Genomic DNA, 17,118 nt, shown 5'->3' on the forward strand with positions numbered 1-17,118 from the left:
TCGCCTCCCAGACAGGAGATGTAGTGGCAGGTAAGGCCCGCGTGCACGAGTTGGCCAAAGAACTCGGTGTCACAAGTAAGGAAGTACTCGCCCGGCTCAGTGAGCAAGGCGAATTCGTCAAGTCGGCGTCCTCGACGGTGGAAGCCCCCGTCGCCCGCCGACTTCGTGAGTCATTCGGTGGTTCCAAGCCCGACAAGGGCAGGGGTGCCGCCAACGGCAACGGATCTGCAGCAGCTCCGGCGCCGGCCAAGCCGTCCGCGCCGCAGAGCCGGCCGGCGCCCAAGCCGGGACCTCCGGCGCCGCAGCAGCCGTCCGCACCGCCTCCGCCCGTGGCGCCGCCCGCTGCGGCTGCGCCGCCCCCGGCACCCGCAGCTGCGCCTCCGAGTCCTGCTGCGGCCGCACCCCCGACTCCTGCGGCGCCGTCGGCTCGCCCCACCCCCGGACCGCGTCCCGGCCCGGGTGGCCCGCGGCCCGGTACCCCCAAGCCCGCCGCGCGCACGCCGCGCGTGGGCAACAATCCCTTCTCGTCACAGCAACCGGTGGAGCGCCCGGCACCGAGGCCTCAGGGTCCGGGTGGCCCCCGACCGGGTCCCGGCGCAGGTGGCCCCCGCCCCGGCGGCGGGCCCCGTCCCGGCGCCAGCCCCGGCAACATGCCGCCCCGCCCGCAGGGCGCACGTCCCGGCGGCGGACCTCGTCCCGGCGGCGGCCCGCGTCCCGGCGGCGGACCGCGCCCCGCGCCCGGTGGCGCCGGGCGTCCCGGCGGCGGTGGCGGCGGAGGTAACTACCGCGGTGGCGGCGGCGGCGGTGGCGGCGCCGGAGCAGCCGGCGGTGGTTTCCGCGGTCGCCCCGGTGGCGGCGGTGGCCGTCCCGGTCAGCGCGGTGGTGCTGCGGGCGCCTTCGGCCGTCCCGGCGGTGCCCCCAAGCGTGGGCGTAAGTCGAAGCGCGCCAAGAGGGCCGAATACGAGAACATGCAGGCGCCGGTCGTCGGCGGCGTGCGGTTGCCGCACGGCAACGGCGAGACCATCCGGCTGGCCCGCGGTGCGTCGCTGAGCGACTTCGCCGAGAAGATCAACGCCAACCCCGCATCGCTGGTGCAGGCGCTGTTCAACCTCGGGGAGATGGTCACTGCCACCCAATCGGTGGGTGACGAGACCCTTGAGCTGCTCGGCAGCGAGATGAACTACGTCGTGCAGGTTGTCTCGCCGGAGGACGAGGACCGCGAGCTGCTGCAGTCCTTCGATCTGACCTACGGCGAGGACGAGGGCGGCGAGGACGATCTGGAGTTCCGTCCGCCGGTGGTCACCGTCATGGGCCACGTCGACCACGGCAAGACCCGATTGCTGGATACGATCCGCAACGCCACCGTCCGTGAGGGTGAGGCCGGCGGCATCACCCAGCACATCGGCGCCTACCAGGTGACCGTCGACGTCGACGGCAACGAACGCCCGATCACCTTCATCGACACCCCGGGTCACGAGGCGTTCACCGCCATGCGTGCCCGCGGCGCGAAGGCCACCGACATCGCGATCCTGGTGGTCGCCGCCGACGACGGTGTGATGCCCCAGACGGTCGAGGCGGTCAACCACGCCCAGGCCGCGGACGTGCCGATCGTGGTGGCGGTCAACAAGATCGACGTCGAGGGTGCCGACCCGCAGAAGATCCGCGGGCAGCTCTCCGAATACGGGCTGATCCCCGAGGAGTACGGCGGCGACACCATGTTCGTCGACATCTCGGCCAAACAGGGCACCAACATCCAGCAGCTGCTCGAGGCGGTGGTGCTGACCGCGGACGCGTCGCTGGATCTGCGCGCCAACCCGGACATGGAGGCCCAGGGTGTCGCGATCGAGGCGCACCTCGATCGTGGCCGTGGCCCGGTGGCCACCGTGCTCATCCAGCGCGGCACGCTGCGGGTCGGCGACTCGGTGGTCGCCGGTGACGCCTACGGCCGCGTGCGCCGCATGGTCGACGAGCACGGCGAGGACGTCGGCGAGGCGTTGCCGTCCCGCCCGGTCCAGGTCATCGGGTTCACCTCGGTACCCGGCGCCGGTGACAACTTCCTGGTCGTCGACGAGGACCGCATCGCGCGTCAGATCGCCGACCGCCGCAGCGCACGCAAACGCAACGCGCTGGCCGCCCGCAGTCGCAAGCGGATCAGCCTGGAGGACCTGGATTCGGCGTTGCGCGAGACCAGCCAGCTCAACCTGATCCTCAAGGGCGACAACGCCGGTACGGTCGAGGCGCTGGAAGAGGCACTGCTGGGTATCCAGGTCGACGACGAGGTGGAGTTGCGTGTCATCGACCGCGGTGTCGGCGGTGTGACCGAGACCAACGTCAACCTGGCGTCGGCGTCGGACGCGATCATCATCGGCTTCAACGTCCGTGCCGAGGGCAAGGCGACGGAGCTGGCCAACCGCGAGGGTGTCGAGATCCGGTACTACTCGGTGATCTACCAGGCCATCGACGAGATCGAGAGCGCGCTCAAGGGCATGCTCAAGCCGGTCTACGAAGAGAAGGAGCTCGGCCGCGCCGAGATCCGGGCGATCTTCCGGTCGTCGAAGGTCGGCAACATCGCCGGTTGCCTCGTGCAGTCGGGCGTCATGCGCCGCAACGCCAAGGCGAGGCTGCTTCGGGACAACGTGGTGGTCTCCGAGAACCTCACGGTCTCGTCGCTGCGCCGGGAGAAGGACGATGTCACCGAGGTCCGCGAAGGCTATGAGTGCGGTCTCACGCTGACCTACTCCGACATCAAAGAAGGCGATGTCATCGAGACCTACGAGTTGGTCGAGAAAGAGCGGGCCTAGCGATGAGCGCCTGCGCGAAGAGCAGAGGGCGAGCGATGAGCGCCTGCGCGAAGAGCAGAGGACAGCGTGGCTGATCCGGCACGGGCGAAGCGGTTGGCCAAGCGGATCTCCACGTTGGTCGCCTCGGCGATCGAGTACGAGATCAAGGACCCCCGGCTGGCCGGGGTGACGATCACCGACGCCAAGGTGACCAACGATCTGCACGACGCGACGCTGTACTACACGGTGTTGGGCCGCTCACTCGACGAGGAGCCGGATTACACCGGTGCCGCTGCGGCGTTGGAGAGCGCCAAAGGTGTGTTGCGCACGAGGGTGGGCGCCAGCCTCGGTGTGCGGTTCACACCGACGCTGGCGTTCGCCCGCGACACCGTGCCCGACGCGGCTCATCGCATGGAGGAGCTGCTGGCCCGGGCCCGGGCGGCTGATGAGGATTTGGCGAGGGTCCGCCAGGGTGCCAAGCACGCCGGCGACACCGACCCGTACCGTGTAGCTGGGGCGGAGGAGAACGAGGCACTCGGGGGCACTGAGGACACCGGTGACCCACACGCGCTCGATGACTGAGTCGACCATGCAGGCGCCCGACGCGGGCGCACGCGTCGATGCCCGCGAAGCAGCGGCCCTGCTCGGCTCGGCGAAATCGGTCAGCGTGGTGTGTCACGTGTTCCCCGATGCCGACACGATCGGTGCCGGATTGGCATTGGCGCTGGTGCTGGAACGGCACGGCGTCGACGTCCATGTCAGTTTCGCCGAGCCGGACCGGCTGCCCGAGTCACTGCACACGCTGCCCGGCGGGCATCTGCTGGTGGCCCCGCAGGACCTGCGCCGGGACTGCGACCTGGTGGTCACCGTTGACATTCCCAGCCTCAACCGGTTGGGCGCGTTGGGCGATCTGGCCGGGCCCGGGCACAACGTCCTGGTCATCGACCACCACGCCTCGAACCAGCTGTTCGGCACCGCGAACTTCGTCGACCCTGCCGCCGATTCGACCACCATGCTGGTCGTCGACCTGCTCGACGCCTGGGAGAAGTCGCTCGACCTCGACGTCGCGCACTGCCTCTACGCCGGACTGGCCACCGACACCGGTTCGTTCCGGTGGGCCAGCCCGCGCGCGCACCGGTTGGCGGCGCGACTGGTCGAGATCGGCGTCGACAATGCCGCGGTCAGCCGCGCCCTGCTCGACACCCACCCGTTCGCGTGGCTGCCGATGCTGTCGCGGGTGCTCGGGTCGGCACGCCTGGAGAGGCAGGCCGCGGGTGGTCGGGGGCTGGTGTACGCAGTCGTCGACCACGAGGAGTTGGCCGCGGCACGGTCGGAGGAGATCGAAAGCATCGTCGACATCGTGCGCACCACTGAGCAGGCGGAGGTCGCGGCGGTGTTCAAGGAGATCGGTCCCGGGCGCTGGTCGGTGTCCATGCGGTCCAAGTCGGTCGACGTGTCGATGGTGGCGGGCACCTTCGGTGGCGGCGGACACCGCCTGGCGGCCGGCTATTCGGCAACCGGTACCGCTGCCGAACTGGTCGCGGCGCTGCGCAGCGCCCTTGACTGACGCGGTCAAGCCGGTCAGCGGCCGGCGGATCGCCGCGCTCGCCTTCCCGGCGCTCGGTGTCCTCGCCGCCGAACCTCTCTACCTGCTGTTCGACCTCGCGGTCATCGGTCGGCTCGGCGCGCTGAGCCTGGCGGGTCTGGCGATCGGCGCGCTGGTCATGGGCGTGCTGAGCTCCCAGCTGACCTTCCTGTCCTACGGCACGACGGCTCGGGCCGCACGTTTCTACGGTGCCGGGGACCGGCCGGCAGCCGTCGAAGAGGGGGTGCAGGCCACCTGGCTGGCCCTCGGAATCGGTGCCGGCATCGTGGTCGCGGTGCAACTGTTCGCGGTGCCGCTGGTGACGGTGTTGGCTGCCGGCGGCGAGATCGCCACGGCCGCGCTGCCGTGGGTGCGTGTCGCGAGTCTGGCCGTGCCCGCCATTCTGATCGCGGCCGCGGGCAACGGGTGGATGCGCGGGGTGCAGGACACCGTGCGTCCACTGCGATACGTGGTGTTCGGCTTCGCGGTCTCGGCGGTGTTGTGCCCGTTGCTGGTGTATGGCTGGCTGGGTGCCCCGCACCTGGGACTGGCGGGCTCGGCGGTGGCCAATGTGGTGGGCCAGTACCTGGCGGCCGTGCTGTTCTGCCGGGCGTTGGTCGTCGAGAAGGTGCCGCTGCGATTGCGGCCTTCGGTGCTCCGCGCTCAGCTGGTGATGGGCCGTGACCTGGTGCTGCGGACGATGGCGTTCCAGGCGTGCTTCATCTCGGCCGGTGCCGTCGCGGCCCGGTTCGGGGCGGCTGCCGTCGCTGCCCACCAGGTGGTGTTGCAGTTGTGGAGTTTCCTTGCGCTGGTGCTCGATTCGCTGGCGATCGCGGCACAGTCGCTGGTGGGGGCCGCACTCGGTGCGGGTCAACTCACCCATGCCAAGTCGGTCGCGGCGCGGGTGACGATCTTCTCGTCGGTGGCGGGCGTGGTATTGGCCGCGGTGTTCGCGCTCGGCTCCTCGGTGTTCCCGAAGGTGTTCACCGCCGATGATTCGGTGCTGGAGCAGATCGGCGTGCCGTGGTGGTTCCTGGTCGCCCAACTGCCGGTGGCCGGGGTCGTTTTCGCTATCGACGGGGTACTGCTCGGCGCCGGTGACGCCGCCTTCATGCGGAATGCGACGTTGGCCAGCGCGCTGCTGGGCTTCCTGCCCCTGATCTGGCTGTCGCTGGCCTTCGGATGGGGTCTGCTGGGCATCTGGGCGGGGCTGAGCACGTTCATGGTGCTGCGGCTGTTGTTCGTCGGCTGGCGGGTGTTGTCGGGGCGGTGGCTGGTGCCCGGTCTGCGCTGACGTCGCGTTGCGGTCTCACGCGGACCGTTGTGCCTGCACCACCCACACCGCCCTGCCTGCGGCGCGGGTGTCGGTCACCCCGACGTCGACCAGTCCGGCCGCGTGGCACAGCGTCGCGAAGGAGTCCGCCTGTGCCCGGGTCCAGCCGTGGCTTGCCAAGCCGGTGGCGCCAGGTTGCACCTGGCGTTCGAGGGCCAGCATCCGTCCGCCGGGCGCGAGCACCCGACACAGTTCGGCCAGGGCGGCGTCGACATCACGCCAGTGGTGCACGGTAGCCAGCGCCCAGACGATGGTGGCCGAGCCGTCGGCGACCGGCAGCGCCTCGGCGCTGCCCTCGATCCACTCGACGGTGCCGCGCCGGCGGCCGGCAGCGCGCGCCATCCGCAGCATGGACGCTGACGGGTCGATCCCGGTGACCTGTGCCCCGCTGCGCGACGCCCACCAGGCTGCTGCGCCGGATCCGCATCCGACGTCGAGGACGTGGTCGTGGGGACCGGGGTGGGTGAGGTCCGCGGCGAGTCTGGCACCGGCGCGCCCGGTGAACAGGAACACCAGCGCGAGCAACGATCCCAGGACACCGGAGAAGCCGGGGTGGGCGGCGTGATGATTGACGGGCTGCGGGTCTGCGGCATCGCTCATACCTCGACCATGCCCGATTCTGGCGGGAACGGGCGGGCGGTGCCGTCGCCCGCAACCTCAGTCCGCGGCCGAGGTGCTGCCGAGCAGGTCCCGCACCCGGTTGGCCACCCGGATGAACTCCGGACGTTCCATCGTTTCGGCGTAGTTGCGTTCATCGGGCAGTGCGACGTCGAGCGTCTCGACGATGCGGCCGGGCCGTGGGCTCATCACGACCACCCGGTTGGCCAGGTACACCGCTTCGGCGACAGAGTGGGTGACCAGAACCACGGTGGTGCCGGTCTCGCGCCAAATGCGGTGCAGCTCGACGTTCATCTTCTCCCGGGTGAGCGCGTCGAGCGCGCCGAACGGTTCGTCCATCAGCAGCACGCCGGGCTGGTGCAGCAGTGCCCGGCACAGCGAAACTCGTTGCTGCATACCGCCGGACAGTTCGTGGGGGAGCGCATCCTCGAAGCCGGTGAGGCCGGTCATCTCGATCAGGTGGTCACACCGTTGCCGCGCGGCCTGTCGGGGCATGCCCCGCATCTCGGCCTGCAACAGGATGTTCTTGCGGACCGAGCGCCATTCCAGTAGCGCGGCGCGCTGGAACACATAGCCGATCTCGCGCTGTGGGCCGCGAACCCGGTTGCCGCGCACCAGGACCTCACCGGTGGTCGCGTCGGTCAATCCGGCGACGACCTTGAGCAGTGTCGACTTCCCGCAACCCGAGGGGCCGGCGATGGAGACGAACTCCCCGTCGTGGACCTGCAGATCGATGTCGGCCAGCGCGGTGACCGCCGAGCGTTTCGAGGAGAACCGCACGGTCACGTTCTCGATGGTGATGGCCGCTTTGCGTACGGCGGTGACGCTCGTCCCCGGCGGGGTGGCGGTGGCGGTGCTCATGTCCGTGGTCTCCTACTGCTGGCCGTCGGGCGCGAAGGACGAATCCCAGTATTCGGCAGGATCTTTGGCGTTCTGCAGCAGGCCGGATTCGTTAAGGGTGGCGATGGTGGTGGTCCAGTCCTCGACGGTGTTGCTGCCCGGGGGCTGGTTGGCGGTGGCCGGTGTCGAGAGCAGCGGAATCGTCTGCTGCCACTGCTGGAGCAGCACTTCCCGTGGCGGCATCTGCGGGTCCTTGCCGGCCATGGCGTCGACCGCGGCGTCCGGGTCGGCGGCCGCGGCCGAGTAGGCCTCGCTGGTGGCGTCCACCATGGCCTGCACCAATGCCGGGTCGTCGGCGATGGTGGCGGTGTTCGCGATCAGTCCGTTGCTGTAGAAGTTCAGACCAGCATCGGAGTAGCGCAGGTAGCGCACTTCCCGACCGCTCTTGTCGGCGATGGTCGGCCCTTGGTCGTGGGCGAACCCGATCAGACCGTCCACCCGGCCGGACAGCATCGCGGCCATCTTCCCGGCGGCGTCGAGGCTCTGCTGGGTCACCTCGTTCTCCGGCACCCCGACCTTGTCGAGGTAGATCGGGAACGTCGTGGTCGGAGCGTCGCCGGCAGAGACGGCGATGGTGCGGCCGGCGAGATCCTGGGGGTCCTCGATGCCGGAGTCGGCGAACACCTGCACCGCCGACGGGGTGGTCTGGAGGAACACTCCCGCACTCTTGACCTCGACACCTTTGTCGATGTTGCTGAGCACCGCAGGTGTGTCGGCCCAGCCGAAGTCGACCTGCTGGGCGCCGACCGCCTGCACGGTCTTGGTCGAGCCCTGACCGGCGTCGATGGTCAGGTCGATACCGTGCTTGGCGAAGATACCCTCCTGGACCCCGTAGTAGAACGGCGCGTGCTCGCCGTAGGGGTACCAGTTCAGCATGAGGGTCGCCGGCGCGGCGGCACCTTCTGCGGCCGGGGTGTTCTCGGTGCCGCTGCCGCCGCACGCGGACAGTGTGAGCAGGGCGGCGGTGGCGGCGGCCGCGGCGGTGCCGCGGCGTCGGGTGAACATCATCGTTTCTTCTCCTACACGTCGGTGCGGTCAGACCGCGGTGCTGGCGGAATTGTTGGCGCGGCGGGAGGAATGCCACGGGATGAGCAGCTTCTCGGCGATCTCGATGATCGCGAAGAGCACGATGCCGAGCAGTGACATGATGATCAGCGCGGCGAACAGCATTGCGGTGTCGACGTTTCCGTTCGCCTGCAGGATTACATAGCCCAAACCCTGGTTTGCGCCGACGAATTCACCGACGACGGCGCCGGTGACGGCGAGTGTGGCGGCGACTTTCAAACCGGACATCAGTTGTGGCAGTGCTGCGGGGAAACGGATCTTCATGAACGTCTTGATCCGGCTCGCACCCATCGTCGAGGTGAGCTCCAGGATCTCCGGATCGACCGACCGCAGCCCGGCCAGTCCGGAGATGACGATCGGGAAGAAGGCCATCAGCACCGCCACCAGGATCTTCGGCGACGGGCCGAACCCGAGCCACACCACGAACAGCGGCGCGATGGCGATCTTGGGGATGACCTGGGCGAACAGGATCAGTGGGTAGACGGTCTTCTCGACATTGGCCGAATACATCATCACGACGGCGACGAAGATGCCGAAGACGGCTGCGATGGCGAAGCCAACCACGGTTTCCCAGGTGGTCACCCAGGTGTGCTGGGCCAGATAGGCGGCGTTGTTCTGCGTCGTCTGCCAGGTGTCGGCCGGCGACGGCAGGATGTAGGGCGCGACGAGTTCGGTCTCGGTGACGGCCCACCAGGCGGCCACGAGCGCGATCACCAGCGCGACCGGGCGCCACAGCGCGGCCGCGGTGCGCCGGGGCGAGATCTGCGGACGCCAGGAGCGTGCTGTGCGGGCAGGGGGGTGCGGGGGCGCCGGTGACGAGGGGCGCACGTCGGCCGATGCGGTTACCGCCATGGAATGTCCTCAAGGGTTGCGGGGCTCGGGTGCGGGAGGGCCCCGATGGGAATGCGCTTTCCGAAGCAGGTCCGACCCTAACGTGACCCAGCGCACACTGTCAACGACCGACTGCCCGGCCGATGTTCCGAGGCGGTCAGGGCAGCCGGGTGCTGTCCCGCAGGACCACCTGCCCCGGCACCCGTTCCCGCAGGTCATCAGCATCGGTGCGGAGCGCGAGATCGACGGCGCGGCTTCCGATCTGCTCCAGTGGCAGCGCGACGGTCGACAGGCTCGGGGTGTGGTCGCGCAGCGTGGGGATGTCGTCGAAACCGGCCACGCATACGTCGCGCGGTACCGCGAGGCCATGCTCGCGCCACGCCGCGATCGCGCCGATCGCCATCACGTCGGTGACCGCGAAGACGCAGACAGGTTCGGCCCCGCTGCCCGGTGTCAGCTGCAGCGCCGCGGCGAGTCGTCGTGCCGCGGCATGGCCGCCGTCGCGGGTGAAGCTGCCGGACACCTCGACCAGCGGGGTGAGTCCGTGCCTGCCCAGCGCCTCGACGAATCCGTTGCGTCGGTCCACCGCGGTCCGGATGTTGGCCGGCCCGCCGATGACGGCGAACCTGGTGTGTCCGGACATCATCAGTGCATCCGCCAATTCTGCTGAGGCGAAATGGTTTTCGGGCTCGACGGCGCCGCCGAAGGCCAGCGGCTGGCCGATCACCACCACGCGGCCGCCGTTGGCTCGGTAGCGGCCGAACTCGGCTTCCAGCTCGCGGTCGAGGTGACCGCTCTGCCGCGAGCCGGCCAGCACGATGGCATCGGCCCGGTGGGCGATGAACGTGCTGACCGCCTCCCGTTCGATGTCGAAGTCGCGGTCGGTGCTGGCCAGCAGTACCTGCTTGCGTGCGGTGCGTGCGGCTGCCTGCACGCCGCGCACGATCGAGGAGAAGTACGGGTCGGCGATGTCGTGCACGATCAGCCCGAGCAGCCCGGTGGACGCCCGGGCCAGTGCCTGGGCCTGGGCATTGGGTACGTACCCGAGTTCCCGCGCGGCCGTGCGGACCCGGTCTGCGACGCCTTCCCCGGGAATGCGGGCCGAGCCGTTGAGGACGCGCGACGCCGTGGCCTGCGACACGCCCGCGCGCGCCGCCACATCCTGCAGGGTTACCGCCGCCATGCCCGCTGCTCCCGCCGTCGCCGGACTCGATGTCGCGCCGGGTCGGGAGCCGGGATCCGTTCCGGGCTTGACCGTGGCGTCGGCTCAGCTTACCGTGGAAAGCGCATTCCGAAGTGCTGACACCGCGCATTCCTCGTTGTCGAGGGGCGAACGGTGCAGGTCAACCGACAGCACTCGCCGAGGCCCGTGCCGGCTCCGGCCTCTCCAGACAGGAACCCCCCGAGATGACGTCATCGACCCCGTCGCGCAGAACGCTGCGCATCGCCATGAACGGTGTGACCGGCCGGATGGGCTACCGCCAGCATCTGGTTCGGTCCGTCCTTCCGCTGCGCGATGACGGATTGGTGCTCGACGACGGCACCCGGGTCGCGGTCGAACCGATCCTGGTCGGCCGCAACGCCGAGAAGCTCGCGGACCTGGCCGCCGAACACGGCGTGACGGAGTGGACCACCGACGCGGCCGCGGTGATCGCCGATCCGACGGTGGATGTGTACTTCGACGCGCAGGTCACCTCGCGGCGGGTGGAAGCCCTCACCTCGGCCATCAAGGCGGGCAAACACGTCTACACCGAAAAGCCCACTGCCGAAACCCTCACCGAGGCGATCGAACTGGCCCGGATGGCGGAGAACGCGGGGGTGGTGGCCGGCGTGGTGCACGACAAGCTCTACCTGCCCGGACTGGTCAAACTGCGTCGCCTCGTGGACGAGGGCTTCTTCGGGCGCATCCTGTCGATGCGCGGCGAATTCGGATACTGGGTGTTCGAGGGGGACGGACAGCCCGCCCAGCGACCGAGCTGGAACTACCGCACCGAGGATGGCGGCGGCATCACCGTGGACATGTTCTGTCACTGGAATTACGTGATGGAAGCGCTGCTGGGCCCCGTGCGGTCGGTGACCGCGCGCGCGGTCACCCACATACTGACTCGCTGGGACGAATCCGGCCGGGAGTACCGGGCCACCGCCGACGATGCCGTGTACGGCATCTTCGAGATCGACGGCGGCGTCGTCGCACAGATCAATTCGTCCTGGGCGGTGCGCGTCCACCGCGACGAGCTCGTCGAGTTCCAGATCGACGGTACCCACGGTTCGGCGGTCGCGGGACTGCGGCAATGCGTGGCCCAACAGCGCGCCCACACACCGAAACCGGTGTGGAACCCCGATCTTCCGGTCACCGAGAGGTTCCGTGAGCAATGGCTTGAGGTACCCGCCAACGCCGACCTGGACAACGGTTTCAAACTGCAGTGGGAGGAGTTCTTGCGCGACGTGCTCGCCGGGCGGGCCCACCGCTTCGGGCTGCTGTCGGCCGCCCGCGGTGTCCAGCTCGCCGAACTCGGACTGCGGAGTTCGGCGCAGGGGCGCCGGCTCGAGGTTCCGGAGATCGTGCTGTGACGACCACGACGGGGGCCCCGACCGCCACATCGCTGCTGTTGCCGGTCGACGGGCAACTGTGCACCTACCGTCTCGGCGATCCGGGGCCGTGGCAACGGCCGTCGCGTCCGATCACCTCCCGGATCGCCTACGCCGCAGCGCACGTCGTGCCGAACATCATGGCCGACAATGCCCCGGGCGCCGCGGCCGATCTGGACTGGGACGCGACGATGGCCTACCGACACGAACTGTGGTCCTACGGCCTCGGTGTCGCCGATGCCATGGACACCGCGCAGCGGGGGATGGGTCTCGACTGGTCCGCCACCCGCGAGCTCATCACCCGGACAGGACGTGAAGCCGCCGCAGTCGGCGGTCTGCTGGCATGCGGTGCGGGAACCGATCACCTCGATCCGGCTGACATCCCGGACGGTCGGCGCGGGCTGGACGCCATCACCGCCGCATACCGGGAACAGATCGACGTGGTTCGCAGCGCCGGCGCCGAGGTGATACTGATGGCCTCCCGCGCTTTGGCGCAGGTCGCGCGCACACCGCAGGACTATCTGACGGTCTACGGCACCCTGCTCGACGAGCAGGACCGACCCGTGATCCTGCACTGGTTGGGTGAGATGTTCGATCCGGCGTTGCGCGGTTACTGGGGTAGCGCGGATATCTTCAGTGCCACAGCGACGTTCAAAGACCTGGTGCAGGCCCACGCCGACCAGGTGGGCGGTGTCAAAGTCTCCCTGCTGGACGCCGCGCACGAGGTCGCGCTGCGCCGTGCGCTCCCCGACGGCGTGCGGCTCTACACCGGCGACGACTTCAACTACCCGGAGCTGGTCGTCGGCGACGAACAGGGGCATTCCGATGCGCTGCTGGGCATCTTCGCCGCGATCTACCCGGCCGCGTCCACGGCGCTGCAGCGACTCGATGACGGCGATACCGCCGCCGCCGGGCGGATCCTGGAATCCACCCGCGAACTCGGCCGGCACATCTTCGCGACACCGACCTACTACTACAAGACCGGTATCGCATTCCTGGCGTGGCTCAACGGTCGTCAGCCCAACTTCGCGCTGGTGGGTGGGCTGGCCGCGGGCCGTTCGGTGCCGCACCTGTGCCGGGTCTTCGTCCTGGCCGACCGCGCTGGCCTGCTCGCCGACCCGGAGCTCGCCACCGCCCGGATGCGAGCCTATCTGAGCGTCAACGGAGTTCGCTGATGTCAGGTGGGCTGGACCGGCTGTCGTTGAACACCATGACCACAAAGGGTTGGACGGTGCGACAGGCCGCGGAGGCGGCCGCGGCGGCGGGCCTGCCCGCGGTCGGGCTGTGGCGTGACCGCGTCGCCGAGGCGGGCGTGGACGTCGCGGCCAAGATCATGCGCGACAACGGATTACGGGTGTCCACGCTGTGCCGCGGCGGTTTCCTGACCGGTGTCCAGGGGGCAGCCGCTGCGCTGGACGACAATCGCCGCGCCATCGACGAAGCCGCCGCTCTGGGCACCGCCGAGCTGGTCATGGTCGTCGGCGGCATGCCCGACCGCGATCTCGCCGGGGCGCGTGCCCGGCTGGCAGAGCGCCTCGCCGAACTCGTGCCATACGCCCTGCAGCGTGATGTCCGGCTGGCGCTGGAGCCGTTGCACCCGGTGTTCTGCGCCGAGCGCGCGGTCATCAGTACCCTCGGCCAGGCCTTGGACCTGGCGGCGCCGCACCCGGTCCGCGCCGTGGGCGTCGTCGTGGACACCTACCACGTGTGGTGGGATCCGGCGCTGGCGGAATCGATCGCGCGGGCCGGCTCCGAGAACCGGATCAGCAGCTATCAGGTGTGCGACTGGTTGGTCCCGATGGCCGCCGACCCGCTGGTGTCCCGGGGGATGATGGGTGACGGTGTCATCGACTTCGCGGCGATCAGTGCGCTGGTCCGCGACGCCGGCTACCGCGGTGACGTCGAAGTCGAGATCTTCAACGAAGACATCTGGGCGACAGACGGTGTCGCGGTGGTGGAGACGATGGCGCAGCGCTACCGCGCACTCGTGCTGCCCGCTCTCTAGCGCACCTGGGACCGGCCCCGCTCGATGACACCGCTGCGACTCGCGGCGATGTCGTCGCCGCTGGTGCTCTTCATCCACTCGCGTGCCGCTGTGGCCTCCTGCCACAGCGCCGCGCTGTTCTGCGCCTCGTCGATCTGGTGATAGGACGCCATCAGCGCCCGCACGGCCTTCTGGTTGTTGCCGACGATCGACGTGGCGATCTGGCGGGCGGTGTCGAGCAGCTCGGCGTGCGGCACCACCTGGGTGACCAACCCGCAGCGCAGCGCCTCCGCCGCCGAGAGGTAGTCGCCGGTCATGCTCATCCTGCGGGCCATCCCGACCCCGACCTTCTGCGGCAGCCGCACCGACAGTCCCCAGGTGGGCAGGAGACCCACCCGGGCGTGAGTGTCGGCGAAGCGGGCCTGCTCGGATGCGATGAGAATGTCGCAGTACAGCGCGATCTCCAGACCGCCGGTCACCGCGGCGCCGTTGATCGCGCCGATCACCGGTTTGCTCATCGGCGGCCACTTCGGCGAGATGTCGGGCAGGTCCGTGCTGTCACCGAGTTCCTTGAGGTCCAGGCCGGCGCAGAACACCGGGTCGGCCCCGGTCAGGATGACCACGTCGACGTCGTCGTCGCGCTGGGCCTGCCGCAGCGCTTCGAACAACCGGCTCCGCAGCGCCGCCGAGAGCGCGTTGCGCGAACCGGGCCGGTTCAACGTCAGGGTCCGGATCCGGTCCCGGGTGTCGATCAGGAGGACGTCATCGGCTGCCGATTGTGCGGAGTTGGTCATCGGCTCACGGTATCCGCAGGCTGACAGCCGCCTATCGTGGAGGCCATGTGCCGAAACATCACCGAGCTGCGGGGTCTGGAACCGGCCGCCACCGCCGACGAGATCGAGGCCGCGGCGCGCCAGTACGTCCGTAAGGTCAGCGGCATCACCAGGCCGACGTCGTCCAACATCGCCGCGTTCGAGACCGCGGTTGCCGAGGTGACCGCATCGACCCGGCGTCTGCTCGACGGGCTGCCGCCACGCAAACAGCCACCGAAGACCGTTCCGCCGCTGCGCCGTCCCGAGGTGCGTGCCCGGCTGAACCTGGGATGACCGCCACCGTCGGTCACCCCGCCCTCAAGGAGTGGAGTGCGGCGGTTCACGCGCTGCTCGACGGACGGCAGACCGTGTTGTTGCGCAAGGGCGGTATCCACGAGAAACGCTTCGAGGTGGCTCCCGAACTGGCCGGGTCGCGATTCCTGCTGTTCCCGACGGTGGCGCACAGCCACGCCGAACGCGTCCGTCCCGATCACCATGACCTGCTCGAATCCGCAGCCGCCGACAGCACCGACGCGGCGGTGGTGCTGCGCGCCGGCGTCAGGGTGGTGGCCGCGGTGCCGGTCGAAAGGCCCGACCGGCTCGACGAGATTGCATCCCTGCATATCTGGACCAGCGCATCCGTTCGGTCCGACCGCCTCGACTTCCGGCCCCGGCACCGGTTGACCGCACTTGTGGTGTCGGCGACATCGCTGGTCGAGCCGCTGACGGTGCCGCGCACCCCGGCCTACCGCGGGTGCTCGAGCTGGGTCGCCCTTCCGGTCAGCCCGGTGTGGGGCGAGCCCGTGCACACCAACGCCGACCTCGCCGACGTCGCCGCGCGGGTGCGGGCCTCAGTCGGCTAACGGCGGGCGGGTGCCTGCGGGCAGCGTGAGCCGGGTGGCGTCGCCGAGTGCCACGGTGTGTCGTGCGGTCGCGAAAGTGGTTGCGGCGCGCACCGGTTCGCCGGTGCCGAGGTTGCGCAGGAACCGCGGATGCGAACCGCCGGCGATCAGCACCCGGATCCTGCTGCCGGCCGGGAACGTCCACGCGACCGGGTCGAGTTCGATGCGAATGGTGCCGGTGTCCGGCGCCGAGGCCAGATAGCCGTCGCTGACGTTGCGGGACCGGCCACCGGAGTCGACTTGGCTGATCCGCACGAACAGGTCGTTGTGGGGGTTGGCGCACGAGTGTGCCAGCTCGAGCACCGGCACCCCGACCACGTGCAGCTCGGCGGTCAGCGGCGCGCCGGTGAATGTGAGCACGTCGGCGCGCCGGCCCAGCGCGGTGTCATCGCGGTAGCCGCCCGCGGGGGAGAGCAGCCGGCCGCCGACGGTGGGCGTCGGGTCGGCGGGGTTGTAGACGAAGGTGGCCGAGTGGCCGGCGTCCGGTGCCTCGGGTGCGAGGCCGCCCCCGGGCTGGGGGTGCAGGACCAGCTCCGGCATCGCCGGCGGCCAGTCGGGCAGATTCAGCCAACCCTGCCCGCTGAGGTGGATGCGGACCGGGGAGCGGCGCTGCGGCGGCGCGCCGCCGAGGTGGGTCGCCAGCCAGTCCAGGGTTTCGCGCAGCACCGTCGGCGCGGCCTTGGTCATCATGTGGCTGTGCGTCCACGGGCCCACGGTGAGACCGGTGGGCACACCGCGGCGGTTGAGCTCGCGGTAGTGCTCGACCGTCTGGTCGACGAACAGGTCCTGCCACCCGCTCAGCAACAGCACCGGGACTTCGGCGTTCTCGACTGCGTCCCGCACGGCGATCCTGGTCCAGAACGGGTCGTCGGCCTCGGGATGGTCGAGCCACGATTCGAACCACGGTGCGCCCTCACCGAGCAGGGCGCGGCTGGCGGCGCCCAGCGGCAGCTCCAGCGACGCCTTGGTGACCCGCCGTTGGGCACCGGCCTGCCGAACCAGGGTGCGCAGCCGGTTCGGATCCTCCTGACGGCTGACCAGATCGCTCCATCCGAGGAAGTCGTTGAGCCCGAACGACCCGGTGCCCCAGCGGGGACCGCTGGCATCGCCGAGGCCGACGGTGATCACCGCGGCCTTAAGCTCGGGCGGCGGCTCGGTGAGCAGCGCCCACTGGGTGTACCCGAGGTAGGACAGCCCGATCGTGGCGAACGTGCCGGTGAACCACGGCTGGTCGCGCAGCCAGGCCGCGGTGTCGGCCCCGTCGGCGACCTCGTGGACGAACGGCTCGAACTGTCCGCCCGAGCCGTAGGTGCCGCGCACACTCTGGAACACCACGTGATAGCCACGCGCCGCATAGACCGCTCCGAACAGTGCCGAGAACGGGAAGCCGCGCCCGTAGGGGCAGCGCACCAGCAGGGTGCCTGCCGGGTCAGGGGTGGCCGGCGCGTAGTGATCGGCGATCAGGTCGACGCCGTCGCGCATCGGCACCGGCACCCGGCGTTCGACGACGAAGTCCGTGGTGCGCGGCGGGAGCCCGAGGGTCCCCAGGACGGTGTCGAATGCGGACAGTGCGGCCTGTGAAACGGTCACCCCAGCGAGGCTACTGATTCGCCCGGCGTGGTCCCGGGCTCCGGTGGTCGACGACACGGGCTCCGAGCTGAGCTGCCGGGCTCAGGAGATCTCGGTCGATCACGGTCGATCTCGGTCGATCTCGGTCGA

16 protein-coding genes are annotated in these 17,118 nt (G+C 69.8%); 9 read left to right on the forward strand and 7 right to left on the reverse strand.

Going from position 1 to position 17,118, the window contains the following annotated elements; genetic code table 11:
• Positions 1–23: 23 nt before the first annotated feature.
• The 4 genes from infB (at position 24) to ACNUDN_RS10790 (ending at position 5,659) form a co-directional block, all read left to right on the forward strand.
• Positions 24–2,801, forward strand: a complete 2,778-nt coding sequence (gene infB, locus ACNUDN_RS10775; RefSeq protein ID WP_419121924.1) for a translation initiation factor IF-2 — start codon at positions 24–26, stop codon at positions 2,799–2,801.
• Between the two features lie 66 nt (positions 2,802–2,867).
• Positions 2,868–3,362 (forward strand): 30S ribosome-binding factor RbfA, encoded by a 495-nt coding sequence (rbfA, locus tag ACNUDN_RS10780; protein WP_419121925.1) that lies wholly within the window; start codon positions 2,868–2,870, stop codon positions 3,360–3,362.
• Complete coding sequence (locus tag ACNUDN_RS10785) at positions 3,355–4,347, forward strand: DHH family phosphoesterase (RefSeq protein WP_419121926.1); 993 nt, start codon at positions 3,355–3,357, stop codon at positions 4,345–4,347. The genes rbfA and ACNUDN_RS10785 overlap by 8 nt, the downstream gene beginning before the upstream one ends.
• On the forward strand, positions 4,340–5,659 hold the full coding sequence (locus ACNUDN_RS10790) for an MATE family efflux transporter (protein WP_419121927.1): 1,320 nt from the start codon (positions 4,340–4,342) through the stop codon (positions 5,657–5,659). Before ACNUDN_RS10785 ends, ACNUDN_RS10790 begins: the two co-directional genes overlap by 8 nt.
• A 15-nt stretch (positions 5,660–5,674) precedes the next feature.
• On the opposite strand, the gene ACNUDN_RS10795 is transcribed toward ACNUDN_RS10790, so the two are convergent.
• From ACNUDN_RS10795 to ACNUDN_RS10815, 5 genes are all read right to left on the reverse strand, one after another.
• Positions 5,675–6,298: a class I SAM-dependent methyltransferase gene (locus ACNUDN_RS10795; protein ID WP_419121928.1), complete on the reverse strand. Its 624-nt coding sequence runs from the start codon at positions 6,296–6,298 to the stop codon at positions 5,675–5,677.
• A 57-nt stretch (positions 6,299–6,355) separates the two neighbouring features.
• Entirely contained in the window at positions 6,356–7,177 is an 822-nt protein-coding gene (locus ACNUDN_RS10800) for an ABC transporter ATP-binding protein (protein WP_419121929.1), read from the reverse strand.
• Positions 7,178–7,189: 12 nt separating this feature from the next.
• Positions 7,190–8,224: an ABC transporter substrate-binding protein gene (locus tag ACNUDN_RS10805; protein WP_419121930.1), complete on the reverse strand. Its 1,035-nt coding sequence runs from the start codon at positions 8,222–8,224 to the stop codon at positions 7,190–7,192.
• Between the two features lie 27 nt (positions 8,225–8,251).
• Complete coding sequence (locus ACNUDN_RS10810) at positions 8,252–9,133, reverse strand: ABC transporter permease (RefSeq protein ID WP_419121931.1); 882 nt, start codon at positions 9,131–9,133, stop codon at positions 8,252–8,254.
• 136 nt (positions 9,134–9,269) lie between these two features.
• Positions 9,270–10,295: a LacI family DNA-binding transcriptional regulator gene (locus ACNUDN_RS10815; protein ID WP_419121932.1), complete on the reverse strand. Its 1,026-nt coding sequence runs from the start codon at positions 10,293–10,295 to the stop codon at positions 9,270–9,272.
• A 224-nt stretch (positions 10,296–10,519) separates the two neighbouring features.
• On the opposite strand from ACNUDN_RS10815, the gene ACNUDN_RS10820 reads away from it, so the two are divergent.
• From ACNUDN_RS10820 to ACNUDN_RS10830, 3 genes are read left to right on the forward strand one after another with little or no spacing between them, the layout of a single operon-like run.
• Complete coding sequence (locus ACNUDN_RS10820; RefSeq protein WP_419121933.1) at positions 10,520–11,683, forward strand: Gfo/Idh/MocA family protein; 1,164 nt, start codon at positions 10,520–10,522, stop codon at positions 11,681–11,683.
• Positions 11,680–12,876, forward strand: coding sequence for a dihydrodipicolinate synthase family protein (locus tag ACNUDN_RS10825; RefSeq protein WP_419121934.1), 1,197 nt, complete (start codon positions 11,680–11,682; stop codon positions 12,874–12,876). The genes ACNUDN_RS10820 and ACNUDN_RS10825 overlap by 4 nt, the downstream gene beginning before the upstream one ends.
• Positions 12,876–13,706 carry a sugar phosphate isomerase/epimerase family protein gene (locus ACNUDN_RS10830; protein WP_419121935.1) on the forward strand — a complete coding sequence of 277 codons (831 nt, stop codon included), beginning with the start codon at positions 12,876–12,878 and terminating at the stop codon, positions 13,704–13,706. The genes ACNUDN_RS10825 and ACNUDN_RS10830 overlap by 1 nt, the downstream gene beginning before the upstream one ends.
• Here the strand turns inward: ACNUDN_RS10830 and ACNUDN_RS10835 are convergent.
• Positions 13,703–14,479 (reverse strand): enoyl-CoA hydratase, encoded by a 777-nt coding sequence (locus tag ACNUDN_RS10835; RefSeq protein ID WP_419121936.1) that lies wholly within the window; start codon positions 14,477–14,479, stop codon positions 13,703–13,705. The genes ACNUDN_RS10830 and ACNUDN_RS10835 overlap by 4 nt on opposite strands.
• A 45-nt stretch (positions 14,480–14,524) precedes the next feature.
• On the opposite strand from ACNUDN_RS10835, the gene ACNUDN_RS10840 reads away from it, so the two are divergent.
• The gene (locus tag ACNUDN_RS10840; RefSeq protein ID WP_419121937.1) at positions 14,525–14,791 is read left to right on the forward strand and encodes a DUF2277 domain-containing protein; all 267 of its coding nucleotides are present in this window, start codon (positions 14,525–14,527) and stop codon (positions 14,789–14,791) included.
• The gene (locus ACNUDN_RS10845; RefSeq protein WP_419121938.1) at positions 14,788–15,360 is read left to right on the forward strand and encodes a DUF1802 family protein; all 573 of its coding nucleotides are present in this window, start codon (positions 14,788–14,790) and stop codon (positions 15,358–15,360) included. Before ACNUDN_RS10840 ends, ACNUDN_RS10845 begins: the two co-directional genes overlap by 4 nt.
• Here ACNUDN_RS10845 and ACNUDN_RS10850 read toward each other — a convergent pair.
• A complete protein-coding gene (locus ACNUDN_RS10850) occupies positions 15,349–16,989 on the reverse strand; it encodes a CocE/NonD family hydrolase (RefSeq protein WP_419121939.1) in 1,641 nt (546 codons plus the stop codon). The two genes, ACNUDN_RS10845 and ACNUDN_RS10850, sit on opposite strands and share 12 nt — an antisense overlap.
• Positions 16,990–17,118 lie beyond the last annotated feature (129 nt).

Source organism: Mycobacterium sp. smrl_JER01 (genome assembly GCF_048513595.2).
In the GTDB taxonomy this organism is placed as follows: domain Bacteria; phylum Actinomycetota; class Actinomycetes; order Mycobacteriales; family Mycobacteriaceae; genus Mycobacterium.